This window comes from Pseudomonas sp. S3_B08 (assembly GCF_054667725.1).
The window spans coordinates 2,364,808-2,380,481 of the sequence record NZ_CP162750.1 but is presented as its reverse complement, the minus strand read 5'-3'; the positions used below and the strand labels follow the sequence as shown (position 1 = coordinate 2,380,481).

Below are 15,674 nucleotides of genomic sequence, written 5' to 3'. Positions count from 1 at the left end.
CGAGCCTGCTCGCGAAAGCGTCGGGTCAGACCCAGCCGCTGCTGGATGTGCCGACCTCTTCGCGAGCAGGCTCGCTCCCACAGTGGAGTTGTGTTTTGCAGTTATGGCCCACCCACCACCATCGAGGTAAACGGTGCGACATACGCCTGCAACGTCACCAGCCCGCCGACCAGAATCGCCAGCACGATCGAGTGGAAGAACACGTAACGCAGGATCTCGCCCTCATGCCCGTACCAACGGGTCGCGGTGGAGGCGACAACGATCGACTGCGCGTCGACCATTTTGCCCATCACCCCACCGGAACTGTTCGCTGCCGCCATCAGCACCGGACTGATACCCAGCTGTTCCGAGGTCACCCGTTGCAAGCCGCCAAACAGCACGTTCGAAGCGGTGTCGGAACCGGTCAGCGCCACCCCCAGCCAGCCGAGCAGCGTGCCGAACATCGGGTAGAAAATCCCCGTCGCCGCGAACGCCAGGCCCATGGTCGCATCCAGCCCCGAATAGCGCGTGAGGAAGCCCAGCGCGAGCATCGCCGCAATCGTGATCAACGAAAATCGCACCACCCACAACGTGCGCAGGTACTGCTTGATCAATTGCGGGATCGAATAACCCATCAGCAAGCCGCCAACGATCGCCGCCAGCAAGATCCCGCTGCCGGTCGCGGTCAGCCAGGTGAACTTGTAAATCGCTTCCTCGGCTTTCGGCGCTGCGACAACCGGCGGTACTTTTTCTATTTGCAGATGCAGACCGGTGAAGGTCACCGCCGGGGCGAAGATCGGATTGGCCTCGCGTACCGGTTTGCCTTGCGGGTCGAGCTTGGCCGATTGCGTGACCGGGTCGATCACCGGGCGCGTATCGAACATGTTCTTGAAGCCCTGCGTGCCCCAGGCAAACACGAACACCGTGAGAATGATCCACGGCATCCACGCGCGCATCACTGCCGGGCGCGCCTGATCGCTGAACGCGGCGCTGGCGGTGACTGTTTCTTCGTCGACCTTGGAGTTGTCGACGCGCCCGGACAGCGCTGCCGAGGTGTGGATGGTCGCCGGTTTCCACACCTTGAGGAACAGCGTCAGACAGGCCATGGAAATCAGCGCAGCGATGACGTCCACCAGCATCGGCCCGTGATAGTTCGAGACGAGAAATTGCGGGATGGCGAAACTTACCCCGGCCACCAGAATCGCCGGCCACACCTCGAGCATCTTGCGCCACCCGGCAAAAGCCCAGATCAACCAGAACGGCACCAGCACCGAGAAAAACGGCAGCTGTCGACCGACCATCATCGACAGCTCCATCTCGTCCAGCCCGGTGACTTTGGCCAAGGTGATGATCGGCGTGCCCAGCGCACCGAAAGCAACGGGTGCAGTGTTGGCGATCAGCGCCAGGCCCGATGCGGCCAATGGCGAAAAACCCAGGCCGATCAGAATCGCACCGGTCACCGCCACCGGCGTGCCAAAGCCTGCCGCGCCTTCGAAGAACGCACCGAAACAGAAGGCGATCAGCAGCAACTGCAAGCGTCGGTCATCGGTGATGCGTGCGAGGGAATCCTGCAGCACTTTGAACGAACCATTCTCGGTGGTCAGGCGATGCAGGAAGATGATGTTGAGCACAATCCAGCCAATCGGCAGTAAGCCATTCGCCGCGCCGAACAGCGCCGCCGAACCGGCCATGCCCGCTGGCATGTCGAAGGCGAAGATCGAGATCAGCAGAGCCGACGCCAGCGCCAACAGCGCCGCCAGATGCGCCTTGACGTGAAAGAACGCCAGCGCCGCGAGCATCACCACTACCGGCACGGCGGCCATCAGCGTGGAGAGCACCGGGTTGCCGAACGGGTCGTAGATTTGCTGCCAGACCATGATCCACCTCTGCTTATTGTTATTGAGGGTGCAGATCCATTGCATGGGGGTAGGTTGCAAGCAGTATAGGTGGCGTTACGCCGCTGTTCGGCTGCGACGATCAAGCCGACAAACGGTCGATAGTGGCCACTGAATCAACGCGTTTATGCCCGGTCGTATCTGCGGCTGCGCGCACTGCGTCCCGAAGACGCGGACAGCGTGGCGATTTCCGTCGTCAAGACCTTGGTTTTTAGGGAAGTGTTGAATGAAGCAAGCGACAACCATGCTGCTCACTGTGACCGCCGCCGTATTGCTCAGCGGCTGTATTGCGGATTTTGATGATGACCACCGGCATGGCCGGCATTACGACCGCGACCATGGCCGTTACTACGACCATGACCAGCGCTGGGACGACCGCGATGACGACCGCCGCGATGGCCGTCGTTATCACCGTGATCGCGATGATGACTGATTGAAAGCAGAGGGCGTTCCCGTTAAGGGAACGCCCTCTGTGCATCAGCCTTCAGTTGAAAAAACGAGCGTTCGCCTGGACGCGGGATCGCGCAGGCACCGAGGCCTCGTGATCGAGCAAATGGGTGGCGAGTATGTCGCTCAGAAAACGGAACTGATCGTTGAGGCCGACCACTTCATTGCTGAAATGATTGCTGGCGGCGGGCATTAGCAGATCGTCGAAATCCTTGTTGAACACCAGCGTCTGCGCCTTGCGCGGCACGACGTGCTGTTGGTAGTAGTTGCTGCCGAACACCGGGAAACTCACGGAGAGGGTGACTTGGGTGTGGATCATGATGTGAACGCCTCGTTGTGTTTCGGATGAGTCAATCGTGCCTTTCATCATGGGAGGGCGGAAGGCAATCGTGGCGATGGTGGATATCGATGGTGGTGATGGTTGAGGTTTGCGGTGCTGCTGATGGCGCCTTCGCGAGCAGGCTCGCTCCCACAGGTGCAACACATTTCAAATGTGGGAGCGAGCCTGCTCGCGAAGAGGCCGGAACCTTCAGCATCGAAATCGACTGACCTGCCTATACTCAAACCAGCACCTCCCCAAGCCAAAGGACACCACCACCGTGAACCCGCGCGCGCTGGTCGTTGCCGCACTGTTTCTGCTGGCCGGCTGCGCCACTTCGGCCCGGGCGCCAGTGAGTGCGCCGCAGGCGGTGGTGGTGTCGGCGCAAACCTGGCAGCAGATCGACCGCGAGATCCTCAGCGCATCGCAACAGGCCACCGAGCAGGTCAAGCTGTTCGCCCGTGGCTCGATGGAACATTGGCGCACTCGGGTCTATCAGCAAACTGAAGAAAATTTCATCCCCTGGTTCAGCAGCTACTGGACCCAGGAATGGCTGTCGATGAAGGTCAGTTGGTACACGATCAGCGCCGGCGGTGAGCAGGACGCTTCGGCGAAACGGCTGGCGGCGTATCTGCTTGAGCAATATCAGGAAAAAGTCCTCGCGCCGGTCGCCGTGGAGATCGATCCGGATGCGATTCTGGCGCAGGCCACGGCGTTCTACGCGCAGTTGATGGCGCAGCAGATGCCGCTCATCGCCCAGCGTCACGGTGTGCCGATTGCGCAGCTCAACGGACGCTTGCAGAAGATCCCGGCCATCGCCCTCGGCCCGCCGCCGGCGCGGGATGCTTCGCTGTTCAAAGTCATCAGCACCGAGCCGCTCAACACCCTCCCGGCGTACGCCGCGCTGATCGATAAGATCCACACCGACGGGGGCGTCAAGGGCATTTCCTCCACCGACGCGGCGATGGCCCCGGTGGCCAAGCGCGCCAGCCAGCGCATCGAAGCCGAAATGGCCCCGCGCGGCGCCGCCAGTGCGGTGGCGGCAGCAGCCGGGAAACTGGCCGGGGCGATGATTTCGGTCGGCGTGGCCGGCATACGCGCAATCATCCAGGCCAACGACCGCCCTGACAGTGAAGCGCTGATTCGCAGCAGCCTCGGCAACACCTTCGACAAGGCCTGGCAGAAGCTGCTGCAAAATCCGACCACGGGCGTGATGGCCGGCACACTGCACATGGCCGGGCAGGTTGAAGGCAATTTGGGCGTTAGTGAACCAACGCCTATCGGTGTGAGCGCTGTGCCATAGCGCCTGCACCTGTGAAGTTTTGTTGGCGGCGGTCGCGCCCGGATCAGAGCGGATGCTAGTCTTGCGCAACGCTGTTGTCAGGGAGCCCACATGGGCAATCACAAGATCGAGATTCGCCGCAGTAACGTCGAGAAAATCCTGCTGGCGGCGGAAAAGGTTTTCGCCGAAAAAGGCTTCGGCAGCACCGCCATGGCGGACATCGCTGCCGAAGTGCAGTTGCCGCGTTCCAATCTGCATTACTACTTCAGCACCAAGAGCGAGCTTTACAGCGCAGTGCTGTTCGATCTGCTGGAAGTGTGGAAGCAGGACGCGCTGTGCTTCGAGATGTTCGACGACCCGCGCGTGGTGCTGAGCAGTTACATCCGCGCCAAGATGAACCACTCACGCAGCCGGCCCTACGGCTCGAAAGTCTGGGCCAACGAGATCATCCACGGCGCGCCGACCCTGGGCGAAGCGCTGGATGCGAGCCTGTATGACTGGGCGAAGATGAAGGAGGCGAAGATTCGCCAGTGGGTCGAGGACAAGCGGATTCTGCCGGTGGAGCCGTCGGGGTTGCTGTACATGATCTGGGCGTCGACGCAGCATTACGCGGACTTTGATCATCAGGTGAACATTCTCAATGATCACCAGCCGTTGTCGGATATGCAGTTCGAGCGGGCGGTGCAGACCGTGACAGGTGTGATTTTGCGCGGGATCGGGCTGGAGCCTTGAAGAGTACCATCAAGGGCTTACCCTCACCCCAGCCCTCTCCCAGAGTGTATGTACCGGGGACATGGTGGACACATGTTCGGAGACATGGTGGAGGGTTTTAGATCTTCTTACCTGCCGTCACGATCTGCAAGTTCAAGTCGATTCGAGCGACACGATGTCTACTCCAGTAGACATCGTGGATGCCGTCCTCCGTCGTCTCCCTGATCGCTATGCACCTGCCATAAAAAGCCTTTCCGATCTTGTATTCCCGATTCCTCCAGAAGATTTCGCCTCCCACCTGTACCTTCCTGACCACATCTGCGTCGTTGTACTCCGGCTCCGCCGGTTGCTCCTGATATTCCCGTGGGCTGCCACTGTAACGAGTCGCCGGCACCGCCATGCCCAGCGCCTGATGAGGGCGTTTCTGGTTGTAGATGTCGCGCCAGGTATCAAACGCCCGTTGTGCGTCGTCGAGATCGGTGAAAAACCGGCCTTGCAGGACTTCATTTTTCAGGCTGCGGTGGAAGCGCTCCAGTTTTCCCTGAGTCTGCGGGTGATAAGGCCGGGAGTGGCCGACCTTGATGCCCTGGCTCATCAGCCAGACTTCCAGCGCGGTGTAAACGCCTGTCTGATCGCCCCATGGCGAGCCGTTGTCCATCGTCATGCGCAACGGCAGGCCGTAGCGTCGAAACGACCGGATTAGATGGTCCTTTACCGTTTGGCGCTGTTCATTGGCACATGCGGCAATGCACAGCGAAAAGCGTGAGTGATCATCCAGGGCTGTGAATGGATGACAACGTCCGTGGCTCAGACTGAAATGTCCCTTGAAGTCGATCTGCCATAGATCGTTAGGCGCCTCGTGCTCAAAGCGGATAAATGGTTTGATCTCGGCAGCCTTTGGATCAACACGCGAATGACGCTGCAAAACCGCATGCACCGTGCTGACGGAGGGCATCACAGCGCCTTCATCTTCCAGCACGCGCTTGAGCTTGCGGGCGCCCCAAGCCTCGTATTGCTGACTCATGGTCAAAATTTGCTGCTCAACCTCATCAGCACAACGTTTGGGGGATGTTTTTGGTCGCCGGGACTGATCGTGCAAGCCCTCTGCACCCGAGGTTTCAAACCTGTTGAGCCATTTGTAGGCAGTACTTGGGCTGATATTGAATCGACGGCAAAGCTGCCGAATATTCACCCCTTCTTGCCGAGCCAAATGCACAAACTCTGTACGAAGTTGCATGGTGGATGCCTCTTGCCAGGACACAGGTCATTTCCTTGATGATGAGCAATGTGCCTATTAAAAAGTGTCCACCATGTCTCCGAACACCTGTCCACCATGTGTCCGGTACATACAGGGAGAGGGCTAGGGTGAGGGGTTTTTTCAGACTGCAACGTGATAGGGGTTGCGCGGATCATGATTCCAGTCCAGAAACGGCTTGCCCGTGTCCATCGGTACCATCTCGATGCAGTCGGCCACGGGGCAGGTGATCTGGCACAGATTGCAGCCCACACATTCCTCATCGATCACTTCATATTTATGCGTACCGTCGGCCTGTTTCAAACTGCCGATCGCCTGGTGTGACGTGTCTTCACAAGCGATGTGGCAACGCCCGCAACCAATGCACGCCTCCTGGTCAATCTTTGCGATCACCTGGTAGTTGATATCGAGGTACTTCCAATCCGTGGTGTTGCCCACGGCGCGCCCGGAAAACTCGGCGATATTGGCGTAACCCTGGCTGTCCATCCACCGCGACAAGCCGTCCTTCATCTCGTCGACAATGCGGAAACCATGCAGCATCGCCGCCGTGCACACCTGTACCGCACCGCTGCCCAGCGCCATGAACTCCGCCGCGTCGCGCCAGCTGCCGATGCCGCCGATGCCGCAGATCGGCAAGCCCTGGGTCTGCGGATCACGGGCGATTTCCGCGACCATGTTCAGCGCAATCGGCTTGACCGCCGAACCGCAATAACCGCCGTGGGTGCTTTTGCTGCCGACGGTGGGCAGGGCGACCATGTGGTCCAGGTCGACGCTGGTGATCGAGTTGATCGTGTTGATCAGCGACACCGCATCGGCGCCACCACGATGCGCCGCCCGGGCAGCGACGCGGATGTCGGTGATGTTCGGGGTGAGTTTGACGATCACCGGCAGCGAGCAGTACGTCTTGCACCAGCGCGTCACCTGTTCGACATACTCCGGCACTTGGCCGACCGCCGCGCCCATGCCGCGTTCGGGCATGCCGTGGGGGCAACCGAAGTTGAGTTCGATGCCGTCGGCGCCGGTGGCTTCGACCAGCGGCAGAATGTGTTTCCACGACTCCTCGACACACGGCACCATCAGCGACACGATCAGCGCGCGATCCGGCCAATCCTTCTTCACTTGGGCGATTTCGCGCAGGTTGATTTCCAGCGAGCGGTCGGTGATCAGTTCGATGTTGTTGATGCCCAGCACTTCGCGATTGGCACCGTAATGCGCCGAATAACGCGAGGAAACGTTGACCGCCGCCGGATCCTCACCGAGGGTTTTCCAGACCACGCCACCCCAGCCCGCTTCGAAGGCGCGGACCACGTTGTAGGCCTTGTCGGTGGGTGGCGCGGAAGCCAGCCAGAACGGGTTGGGCGCTTTGATACCGGCGAAGACTATCGAGAGATCGGCCATTTACGCAGCCTCCACGTTGAGCATCAGTTGAGCGTTGATCGCCTCGGCGGCGCGTTTGCCGTGCTGCACTGCTTGCACGGTGAGGTCCTGATCGAGGCTGGTGCAGTCGCCGCCGGCATACACGCCGGGGATGCTGGTGCGCAGGTGTTCATCGACCGCGATGCGTTCGCCCTGACGCTTGAGTTCGCGCGCCAGCGGATCGCTGAGAGCGCTGTCATCGAAGCTCTGGCCGATCGCTTTGAAGATCGCATCGGCAGCCAGTTCGAAGGTTTCTCCGGTGGTTTGCAGACGCCCGTCAACCAGATCGGTGCGGGCGAAACGCATGCCGCGCACGCGGCCCTGATCATCGAGCAACACTTGCTCCGGCTGCGCCCAGGTCATCAACCGCACCTGATTGGCTTTGGCGATGTCCTGCTCATGGTGGGTGGCGCCCATGTCTGCCGCACCACGGCGATACACCAGATTGACGTCGCGCGCGCCGAGGCGGGTCATCTGCACGGCCATGTCGATCGCGGTGTTGCCGGCGCCGAGAACGATGCAGCGTTCGGCCAAGGGCAACTGCGTGAGGTCATCGGCCTGGCGCAGTTCGCGGATGTAATCGGTGGCGGCGAGCAGGCCCGGCGCGTCTTCGTGGGCCAGACCGAGTTGCTTGCTGGCATTCAGGCCGAGGCCGAGGAATACCGCGTCGAACTGTTGATGCAGTTCGCTGAGAGTAAGATTTACACCGAGTTTCTGGCCGTGGCGGATTTCTATCCCGCCAATCTGCAGGAGAAAGTCCAGCTCCTTCTGCGCGTAATCGTCGACCAGTTTGTACTTGGCGATGCCGTATTCGTTGAGCCCGCCGGCCTTTTCCCGTGCTTCGAAAATCACCACGTCATGCCCGTGCATTGCGCTGCGATGAGCGCAAGACAACCCGGCCGGCCCGGCGCCGACCACGGCGATCCGTTTGCCCGTGGCCGGGGCGCGCTGGAACGGGTGTTCGGCGAAATGCGCGTTGTCTACGGCATAGCGTTGCAGCAGACCAATCAGCACCGGTGCGCATTCCTGCGCGTTGTTGCGCACGCAGGCCTGCTGGCAGAGGATTTCCGTTGGACAGACCCGCGCGCAACTGCCGCCGAGGATGTTTGCCGAAAGGATCTTCTGCGCCGCGCCCTGTACGTTGTCCTGATGGATGTTGCGGATGAACGACGGGATATCGATTTCGCTGGGGCACGCATTGACGCAAGGCGCGTCGTAGCAATACAGGCAGCGCGAGGCTTCCAGGTGCGCTTGCCGGGCATTGAGCGGCGGCGCCAGATCAGTGAAATGGCCGGCGAGGGCGGCCGCGCTTTCGTGCGGATGGGGGAGGTGGTTCAGGGTCTCGATCACGGTTTATGGCCTCATGGCTAATTGAGGTGCTGCCTCTGGTGGGCAGTGGTTTTATGGCGTCAGGGAGGGCCTCTTCGCGAGCAGGCTCGCTCCCACATTTGCTATGCGCTCACCTGTGGGAGCGAGCCTGCTCGCGAAGGCCGAAGGCCTGGCTGTCAGCGTTTCACCGCCGTCGGCCTGTGCAACTCCGCCCGCTTGCTCAACAAATCAAACACCGCCGGATAGGCCGGCCGTTCGATGTAGCGTCCGGCGCCGCGTTCGGCGCGCAGGTCGCCGTCGGCCCAGACCACGCGGCCCTGGCTGACGGTGTGGCTCGGCACACCGCGCACGGTCTTGCCTTCGAAGATGTTGAAGTCCACCTGCTGATGGTGGGTCTTGGCGGAAATGGTCCGTGTGCCTTGCGGATCCCACAGCACCAGATCGGCATCGGCGCCCACGCGGATCGCACCTTTGCGTGGATAGAGATTGAAAATCTTCGCTGTGTTGGTGGAGGTCAGCGCGACGAAATCCTGCATCGACAATCGCCCGGAGTTGACCCCTTCATCCCAAAGCACCGCCATGCGGTCTTCGATGCCGGCGGTGCCGTTGGGAATCTTGCTGAAGTCGTCGCGCCCGGCAGCTTTCTGCTCGGCGCAGAAACAGCAGTGGTCGGTGGCGGTGGTATGCAGATTGCCGTTCTGCAGCCCGTGCCACAGCGCCTCCTGATGGCCGCGCGGACGGAACGGCGGGCTCATCACGTAGCCGGCGGCGGTCTGCCAGTCCGGGTGTTGATAGACGCTGTCGTCGAGCAGCAAGTGCCCGGCCAGGACCTCGCCGTAAACCGGCTGGCCCTTGCTGCGTGCGTAGGTGATTTCGTCGAGGGCTTCCTTGGTGGAAACGTGCACCAGGTACAACGGCGTGCCGATGGTTTCGGCGATACGGATCGCCCGGCTCGCGGCTTCACCTTCGACCTGCGAAGGCCGCGACAGCGGATGCGCCTCCGGCCCGGTAATGCCCTGAGCCATCAACTTGCGTTGCAGGTGATAGACCAGCTCGCCATTTTCTGCGTGCACAGTCGGCACCGCACCGAGTTCCAGGCAGCGCTCGAAACTCGCCACCAGAGTGTCGTCGGCGGCCATGATCGCGTTCTTGTAGGCCATGAAATGCTTGAAGCTGTTGATGCCGTGGTGGCTGACCAACTCGGCCATTTCCTCGCGCACCTGCTCGCTCCACCAAGTGATCGCGACGTGGAAGCCATAGTCCGACGCAGACTTTTGCGCCCAGCCGCGCCACTGATGAAACGCTTCCATCAGCGATTGCTGCGGATTGGGAATAACGAAGTCGATGATCGAGGTGGTGCCGCCGGCCAGGCCGGCTGCAGTGCCGCTGTAGAAGTCCTCACTGGCAACGGTGCCCATGAACGGCAACTGCATGTGCGTATGCGGATCGATGCCGCCGGGCATCAGGTACTGGCCACTGCCGTCGAGCACTTCTGCGCCGGCGGGAATGTCGAGGTTTTCACCAATGGCTTTGATCACGCCGTCAGCGCAATAGACGTCGGCGCGGTAACTTTCATCATGGGTAACAACGGTGGCGCCACGGATCAACAGAGACATTCCGGATTCCTCGCAGGCATGACCGACTTGTGCCGGTTCTAAATGTTTTATTGAAGTACAGCGGCGCAGTTCGTATTCCTGTCATCGCTGTCAGGAATAGAAACTAGTCGCGATTTCAAGAATGATCAAGAATATTTTTTATAAGCTTATAGCTGTTTCAAGCTATTGATAAATAAAGATAAAAACGAGAAATCACCAAAATGGGTAGGGCGCTCACCATTTTGACGCACTTGACAGGATGGAAATATGAGCAAGATTTCCTATGTGAAATCAGCCGCTTGAAGTTGTGCTGCGGTTGCGGGTTCACCGACAAAAATAAATGCAGTGCACCAGTTTGAGTCCTGACACTTCGGACAACTTGCCCGACGTTTAGCCTGAGCGTTCAGACAAGTTTTCCCGGACTCAGCGAATATTCAATTAAAACTGATGAATATCAGAAAGTTGCAAAGCGTGCAGTGCACCGCCCAAGCGTTCAGCGCCAGACCCGGCACGTTTATTGATGCCGCCGCTGACACCATGGCCGGTGCGTGAAAGTTGTCAGTTCCTCCGGCCATCGTCCGGCTGGCGCCGTATGCGCTCGCCGCCTGATGAGCAAAAAATAATCAGAAGAACAGTGGAGCGGCCATGCAACAGACCAGATCACAAGTGACCGAGCGCGACGGCTTGTTCGAGCTCGAAGCCGGCAACGACGTCCTCGACAGCCCCCGTTACAACCACGACATGGCACCGACCAAGGTGCGCGAACGCACCTGGAACAAATGGCACATCACCGCGCTGTGGGTCGGGATGTCGATTTGCGTGCCGACCTACACCCTCGGCGGCGTGCTCACCGCGTATTTCGGCTTGAGCGTCGGCGAAGCGCTGCTGGCGATTCTGTTTGCCAACGTCATTGTGTTGATTCCACTGACCCTCAACGCCTTCCCGGGCACCAAGTACGGCATTCCGTTTCCGGTGCTGCTGCGCTCGTCGTTCGGCATTCTCGGTTCCAACGTGCCGTGCCTGATCCGCGCGTTGGTGGCGTGTGGCTGGTTCGGTATCCAGACCATGTTCGGCGGACTGGCGATTCACCTGTTTCTCGGCTCGGTGTTCGAGGGCTGGAAATCCCTCGGCGGCACCGGCGAGGTGATCGGTTTCATGGTGTTCTGGGCGCTGAATCTGTGGGTGGTGATTCGCGGTGCCGAGTCGATCAAATGGCTGGAAACCTTGTCCGCGCCGCTTCTGGTGGCGGTGGGCATAGGCCTGCTGGTGTGGGCGATGCCCAATGTGTCGATGACTGAATTGCTGGCGATCCCGCCCAAGCGTCCGGAAGGCGCCAGCGTGGTCAGTTATTTCGCGGCAGGGCTGACGGCAATGGTCGGCTTCTGGGCCACGCTGTCGCTGAACATTCCCGACTTCAGTCGCTACGCCAAGAGCCAGAAGGATCAGATCCTCGGGCAGATTTTCGGTCTGCCGCTGACCATGTTCCTCTTCGCTGCGCTGGGCGTGGTGATGACCGCCGCATCGGTGAAACTGGTCGGCGTCACCGTGTCCGACCCGGTCACGCTGATCGGCCATATCCAGAGCCCGGTGTGGGTGGCGGTGGCCATGGCGCTGATCATCGTTGCCACACTGTCGACCAACACCGCCGCCAATATCGTCTCGCCAACCAATGACTTCCAGAACATCGCGCCGAAGGTGATCAACCGCACCAAAGCGGTGTTGCTCACCGGTCTGGTCGGGCTGGTGCTGATGGGCCATGAACTGCTGAAAAAGCTTGGCCTGATCGTTTCCGACATCAGCCTGGAAACCGTGTACTCAAACTGGCTGCTGGGCTACTCGAGCCTGCTCGGGCCGATCGCCGGGATCATGGTGGTGGATTATTTCCTGATCAAGAAACAGCGACTGGACCTCGCCGGGCTGTACCGCGATGACGTGTATCCGGCGTGGAACTGGGCCGGTTTTCTCGCCTTTGGCGTGCCGGTGGCGCTGACTCTGCTGTCGCTGGGCAGCGACGCGTTCAGCTGGTTCTACAGCTATGGCTGGTTCACCGGCTCGGCGTTGGGCGGGGTGATTTATTACGGGTTGTGCGTGATGCGGGCGCAGCCTTCTGCCGTGAAAACAGCGGTGTGAGCAAGGGCCTTTTCGCGAGCAGGCTCGCTCCCACATTGGAAATGCATTCTCACTGTGGGAGCGAGCCTGCTCGCGAAGGCGATGCTCCATACACCGCCGAAACTGATCGTTCCCACGCTCTGCGTGGGAATGCAGCCCGGGACGCTCCGCGTCCCAACAGCGGACGCAGAGCGTCCATGGATGAATGCCCACGCAGAGCATGGGCACTATCGGCATCAGCATTGAGGAGATCCCCATGAACGCAGCCGTAGACGTTCTGCAATCCACCCATCAGCACATCAACCGTGATCGCCTCTGGGCCTCGCTCATGGAACTGGCGAAACTCGGCGCCACGGTCAAGGGCGGCGTCTGTCGCCTGGCCCTGACCGACCTCGACCGCCAGGCGCGCGACCTGTTCGTGCAGTGGTGCAAGGACGCCGGTTGCAACGTCACGGTCGATGCCGTCGGCAACATTTTCGCCCGGCGCGCCGGGCGCAACCCGAGCCTGCCGCCAGTGATGACCGGCAGCCACATCGACACCCAGCCCACCGGCGGCAAGTTCGACGGCTGCTTCGGCGTGCTCGCCGGCGTCGAAGTGCTGCGCACCCTCAACGACCTCGGCGTGGAAACCGAAGCGCCGCTGGAAGTGGTGGTCTGGACCAACGAAGAGGGCTCACGCTTCGCCCCGTGCATGATGGGCTCAGGGGTCTTCGCCGAGAAATTCACCCTCGAAGAAACCCTCGCCAAGGTCGATGCCGACGGCGTCACGGTCGGCGAAGCACTGAATGCTATCGGCTACGCCGGCCCGCGCAAGGTTAGCGGGCACGCGATTGGCGCGTATTTCGAAGCGCACATCGAGCAAGGCCCGATTCTCGAGGACGAAGAGAAAACCATCGGCGTGGTACTCGGCGCGCTCGGGCAGAAGTGGTTCGACCTGAAATTGCGCGGCGTCGAAGCCCACGCCGGCCCGACGCCGATGCACCTGCGCAAGGACGCCTTGGTCGGTGCCTCGGTGATCGTCGGCGCCGTCAACCGCGCCGCCCTCGGCCATCAGCCCCACGCCTGTGGCACGGTCGGCTGCCTGCAAGCCTATCCCGGCTCGCGCAACGTGATTCCCGGCGAAGTGCGCATGACTCTGGATTTTCGCCACCTGGAGCCGGCGCGGCTGGATTCGATGATTGCCGAAGTGAAACAAGTGATCGAGGCGACCTGCGAAGAGCACGGCCTTACCTACGAACTGACCCCGACCGCCGACTTCCCGCCGCTGTACTTCGAAAAAGGCTGCGTGGAAGCGGTGCGCGGTGCTGCGAAAGGGCTGGGTCTGTCGCACATGGACATCGTCAGTGGTGCCGGGCATGACGCGATTTTCCTCGCCGAGCTCGGCCCGGCGGGAATGATTTTTGTGCCATGCGAGGGCGGGATCAGCCACAACGAAATCGAGAATGCCGCGCCGGATGATCTGGCAGCGGGGTGCGCGGTGTTGTTGCGGGCGATGCTCGCGGCGTCGGCGATGGTGGCGGCCAGCGAGCGTGCCGCCTAAGGTAAACACACCCAGTAAACCTGTGGGAGCGAGCGTGCTCGCGAATGCGCCGGGTCAGTCACCGAATGGTCTGTCTGACCCAGCGCTTTCGCGAGCAGGCTCGCTCCCACAGGGGTTTTTTGGCGATTTTGGGGTTGTGGCACGATCCCGAGCCGCCGCGGTCGTACTCTTCACCTAGCCGCATCACAGTGTGGAGATCCAATGAGCCAGGAAGTCCTGACCACCGAAACCAACCGTCGCCAGTTGCAGCAGATCATTGCCGGGCTGTCGGACGGGGTGATTCTGCTGGAACTCGACAAAAGCATTCTCTGGGCCAACGAAGCGGCGCTGACCATGCACGGTGTCAGCACCATCGGTGATCTGGGCAGTAACGCCGACGAGTACGCCAGACGCTTCACGCTGCGCTATCGCAATAATCATGTCTTGCCGCCGGACAACTACCCGATCAGCCGCGTCGCCCGCTGCGAGGCGTTCAATGATGTGCTGATCGAAGTTTCGTCCGTGGACGACCCGGAGCGGGTCTGGGTGCACAGTGTGCGCAGCATGGTCCTGACCGACCGCGTCGGCCAGCCCGAGTCGCTGGTGCTGATCATGAGCGACGTCACCGATTGGGCCAATGCTGAGCTGCGTTTCGAAAAAACCTTCAATGCCAACCCTGCACCGGCAGTGATCTGCCGACTCAGCGATTTGCGCTACATCAAGGTCAACCCGGGCTTTCTGGAAATGACCGGCTATACCCGCGATCAGGTGATCGGCACTTCGGCTTACGAAATCGATATCTTCGAGCAGGCGGATCAGCGCGATCTGGCTGTCCAGCGCTTGCGCGATGTCGCGACCATTCCGCAAATGCAGGCGGAGTTGCGCCTTCCCGACGGTGGCAGTAAACAGGTGATCGTTGCCGGTCAGCCGCTGCTGCTCAATGACGAGAATTGCATGCTGTTCTCCTTCGTCGACATGGAGCCTCGGCGCCGGGTCGAAGTGGCCTTGCGTCAGAGCGAGGAGCGCTTTGCCAAGGCTTTTCGTCTGACTCCGGTACCGATTTTGATCTGCACCGCTGACAAGCAGGAGGTCATCGATGTCAATCAGGCGTTCCTCGATACCCTGGCCTATGACAGCGATGACGTACTCGGCAAAACCGTGACGCAGCTGAGCTTCATCCACGATGACAGCGCGCGCACGCGCCTGCTGTCGGCGCTGGCGAAGAACGGTCGGGTCGATCGGGTCGACGTGCCCGTGCGCAAGAAGGACGAGGAGTTGCTGGAGTGTGCGGTCTCGGCTGACACCGTGAACATTCACGACACGTCCTGCTATCTGCTGGTGTTGATGGACATGACCGAGCGCAAGCGCACTGAGCTTGAGCTGGTCGCGGCGATTGAAGAGGTGATGAAGGATGCGTCGTGGTTCAGCCGAACGCTGATCGAGAAGCTGGCCAACGTGAAGAAGATCAACTCGCCGCAGCTGCCCAGTGCCTCATTCACTGACCTGACGGCCCGTGAGCGCGATGTCCTGGGCTTGATCTGTGAAGGTCTGGCAGACAAGGAGATCGCTGCGCGGTTGAAGCTGGCGCCCAATACCGTGCGCAATCATGTGGCCACCGTGTACTCGAAAATCGATGTGCATAGCCGCAGCGAGGCGATCGTCTGGGCTCGAGAGCGCGGTTTGTTTTCGGGAGAGTGGGGCACCAAGGGCCAGCGCTGAGGGGTGCAAATGCACTAATTACAAGGGTGCAAATTCATGTATTGGCCAAGGCGTTGTGTTCTTAGGCTGGTGGGGTGCGGTGTGGGCCATTTCGGGCCT

General features: G+C 60.7%; 12 protein-coding genes. 6 read left to right on the top strand and 6 right to left on the bottom strand.

Annotated elements, in window-relative coordinates; translation table 11 throughout:
* Positions 1–101: 101 nt before the first annotated feature.
* Positions 102–1,856, bottom strand: coding sequence for an L-lactate permease (locus tag AB4N73_RS10760; RefSeq protein WP_056789178.1), 1,755 nt, complete (start codon positions 1,854–1,856; stop codon positions 102–104).
* 244 nt (positions 1,857–2,100) lie between these two features.
* Between AB4N73_RS10760 and AB4N73_RS10755 the strand changes: the two genes are divergently transcribed.
* On the top strand, positions 2,101–2,307 hold the full coding sequence (locus AB4N73_RS10755) for a hypothetical protein (RefSeq protein ID WP_217849227.1): 207 nt from the start codon (positions 2,101–2,103) through the stop codon (positions 2,305–2,307).
* Positions 2,308–2,358: 51 nt separating this feature from the next.
* Here AB4N73_RS10755 and AB4N73_RS10750 read toward each other — a convergent pair whose 3' ends face one another.
* Complete coding sequence (locus tag AB4N73_RS10750) at positions 2,359–2,640, bottom strand: hypothetical protein (RefSeq protein WP_110601006.1); 282 nt, start codon at positions 2,638–2,640, stop codon at positions 2,359–2,361.
* Between the two features lie 280 nt (positions 2,641–2,920).
* Here AB4N73_RS10750 and AB4N73_RS10745 point away from each other — a divergent pair, with 280 nt between their 5' ends.
* Together AB4N73_RS10745 and AB4N73_RS10740 are read left to right on the top strand one after the other, a co-directional pair.
* Positions 2,921–3,943, top strand: coding sequence for a hypothetical protein (locus tag AB4N73_RS10745; protein WP_460143418.1), 1,023 nt, complete (start codon positions 2,921–2,923; stop codon positions 3,941–3,943).
* 90 nt (positions 3,944–4,033) lie between these two features.
* Positions 4,034–4,654, top strand: coding sequence for a TetR/AcrR family transcriptional regulator (locus AB4N73_RS10740; RefSeq protein ID WP_024013291.1), 621 nt, complete (start codon positions 4,034–4,036; stop codon positions 4,652–4,654).
* Positions 4,655–4,751: 97 nt separating this feature from the next.
* Here the strand turns inward: AB4N73_RS10740 and AB4N73_RS10735 are convergent, their stop codons facing one another.
* From AB4N73_RS10735 to hydA, 4 genes are all read right to left on the bottom strand, one after another.
* Positions 4,752–5,894, bottom strand: a complete 1,143-nt coding sequence (locus AB4N73_RS10735) for an IS481 family transposase (protein ID WP_460143416.1) — start codon at positions 5,892–5,894, stop codon at positions 4,752–4,754.
* Between the two features lie 117 nt (positions 5,895–6,011).
* Positions 6,012–7,286, bottom strand: a complete 1,275-nt coding sequence (gene preA, locus AB4N73_RS10730) for an NAD-dependent dihydropyrimidine dehydrogenase subunit PreA (protein WP_460143414.1) — start codon at positions 7,284–7,286, stop codon at positions 6,012–6,014.
* Positions 7,287–8,654, bottom strand: coding sequence for an NAD(P)-dependent oxidoreductase (locus tag AB4N73_RS10725; protein WP_460143413.1), 1,368 nt, complete (start codon positions 8,652–8,654; stop codon positions 7,287–7,289).
* A 155-nt stretch (positions 8,655–8,809) separates the two neighbouring features.
* A complete protein-coding gene (gene hydA, locus AB4N73_RS10720; protein ID WP_150635021.1) occupies positions 8,810–10,249 on the bottom strand; it encodes a dihydropyrimidinase in 1,440 nt (479 codons plus the stop codon).
* A 624-nt stretch (positions 10,250–10,873) separates the two neighbouring features.
* Here hydA and AB4N73_RS10715 point away from each other — a divergent pair.
* The 3 genes from AB4N73_RS10715 (at position 10,874) to AB4N73_RS10705 (ending at position 15,575) form a co-directional block, all read left to right on the top strand.
* Entirely contained in the window at positions 10,874–12,358 is a 1,485-nt protein-coding gene (locus AB4N73_RS10715; protein ID WP_305380982.1) for an NCS1 family nucleobase:cation symporter-1, read from the top strand.
* A 235-nt stretch (positions 12,359–12,593) separates the two neighbouring features.
* Positions 12,594–13,877: a Zn-dependent hydrolase gene (locus AB4N73_RS10710; protein ID WP_460143411.1), complete on the top strand. Its 1,284-nt coding sequence runs from the start codon at positions 12,594–12,596 to the stop codon at positions 13,875–13,877.
* Between the two features lie 201 nt (positions 13,878–14,078).
* Positions 14,079–15,575, top strand: a complete 1,497-nt coding sequence (locus tag AB4N73_RS10705; protein WP_095180256.1) for a helix-turn-helix transcriptional regulator — start codon at positions 14,079–14,081, stop codon at positions 15,573–15,575.
* The last annotated feature ends 99 nt before the right edge of the window (positions 15,576–15,674 follow it).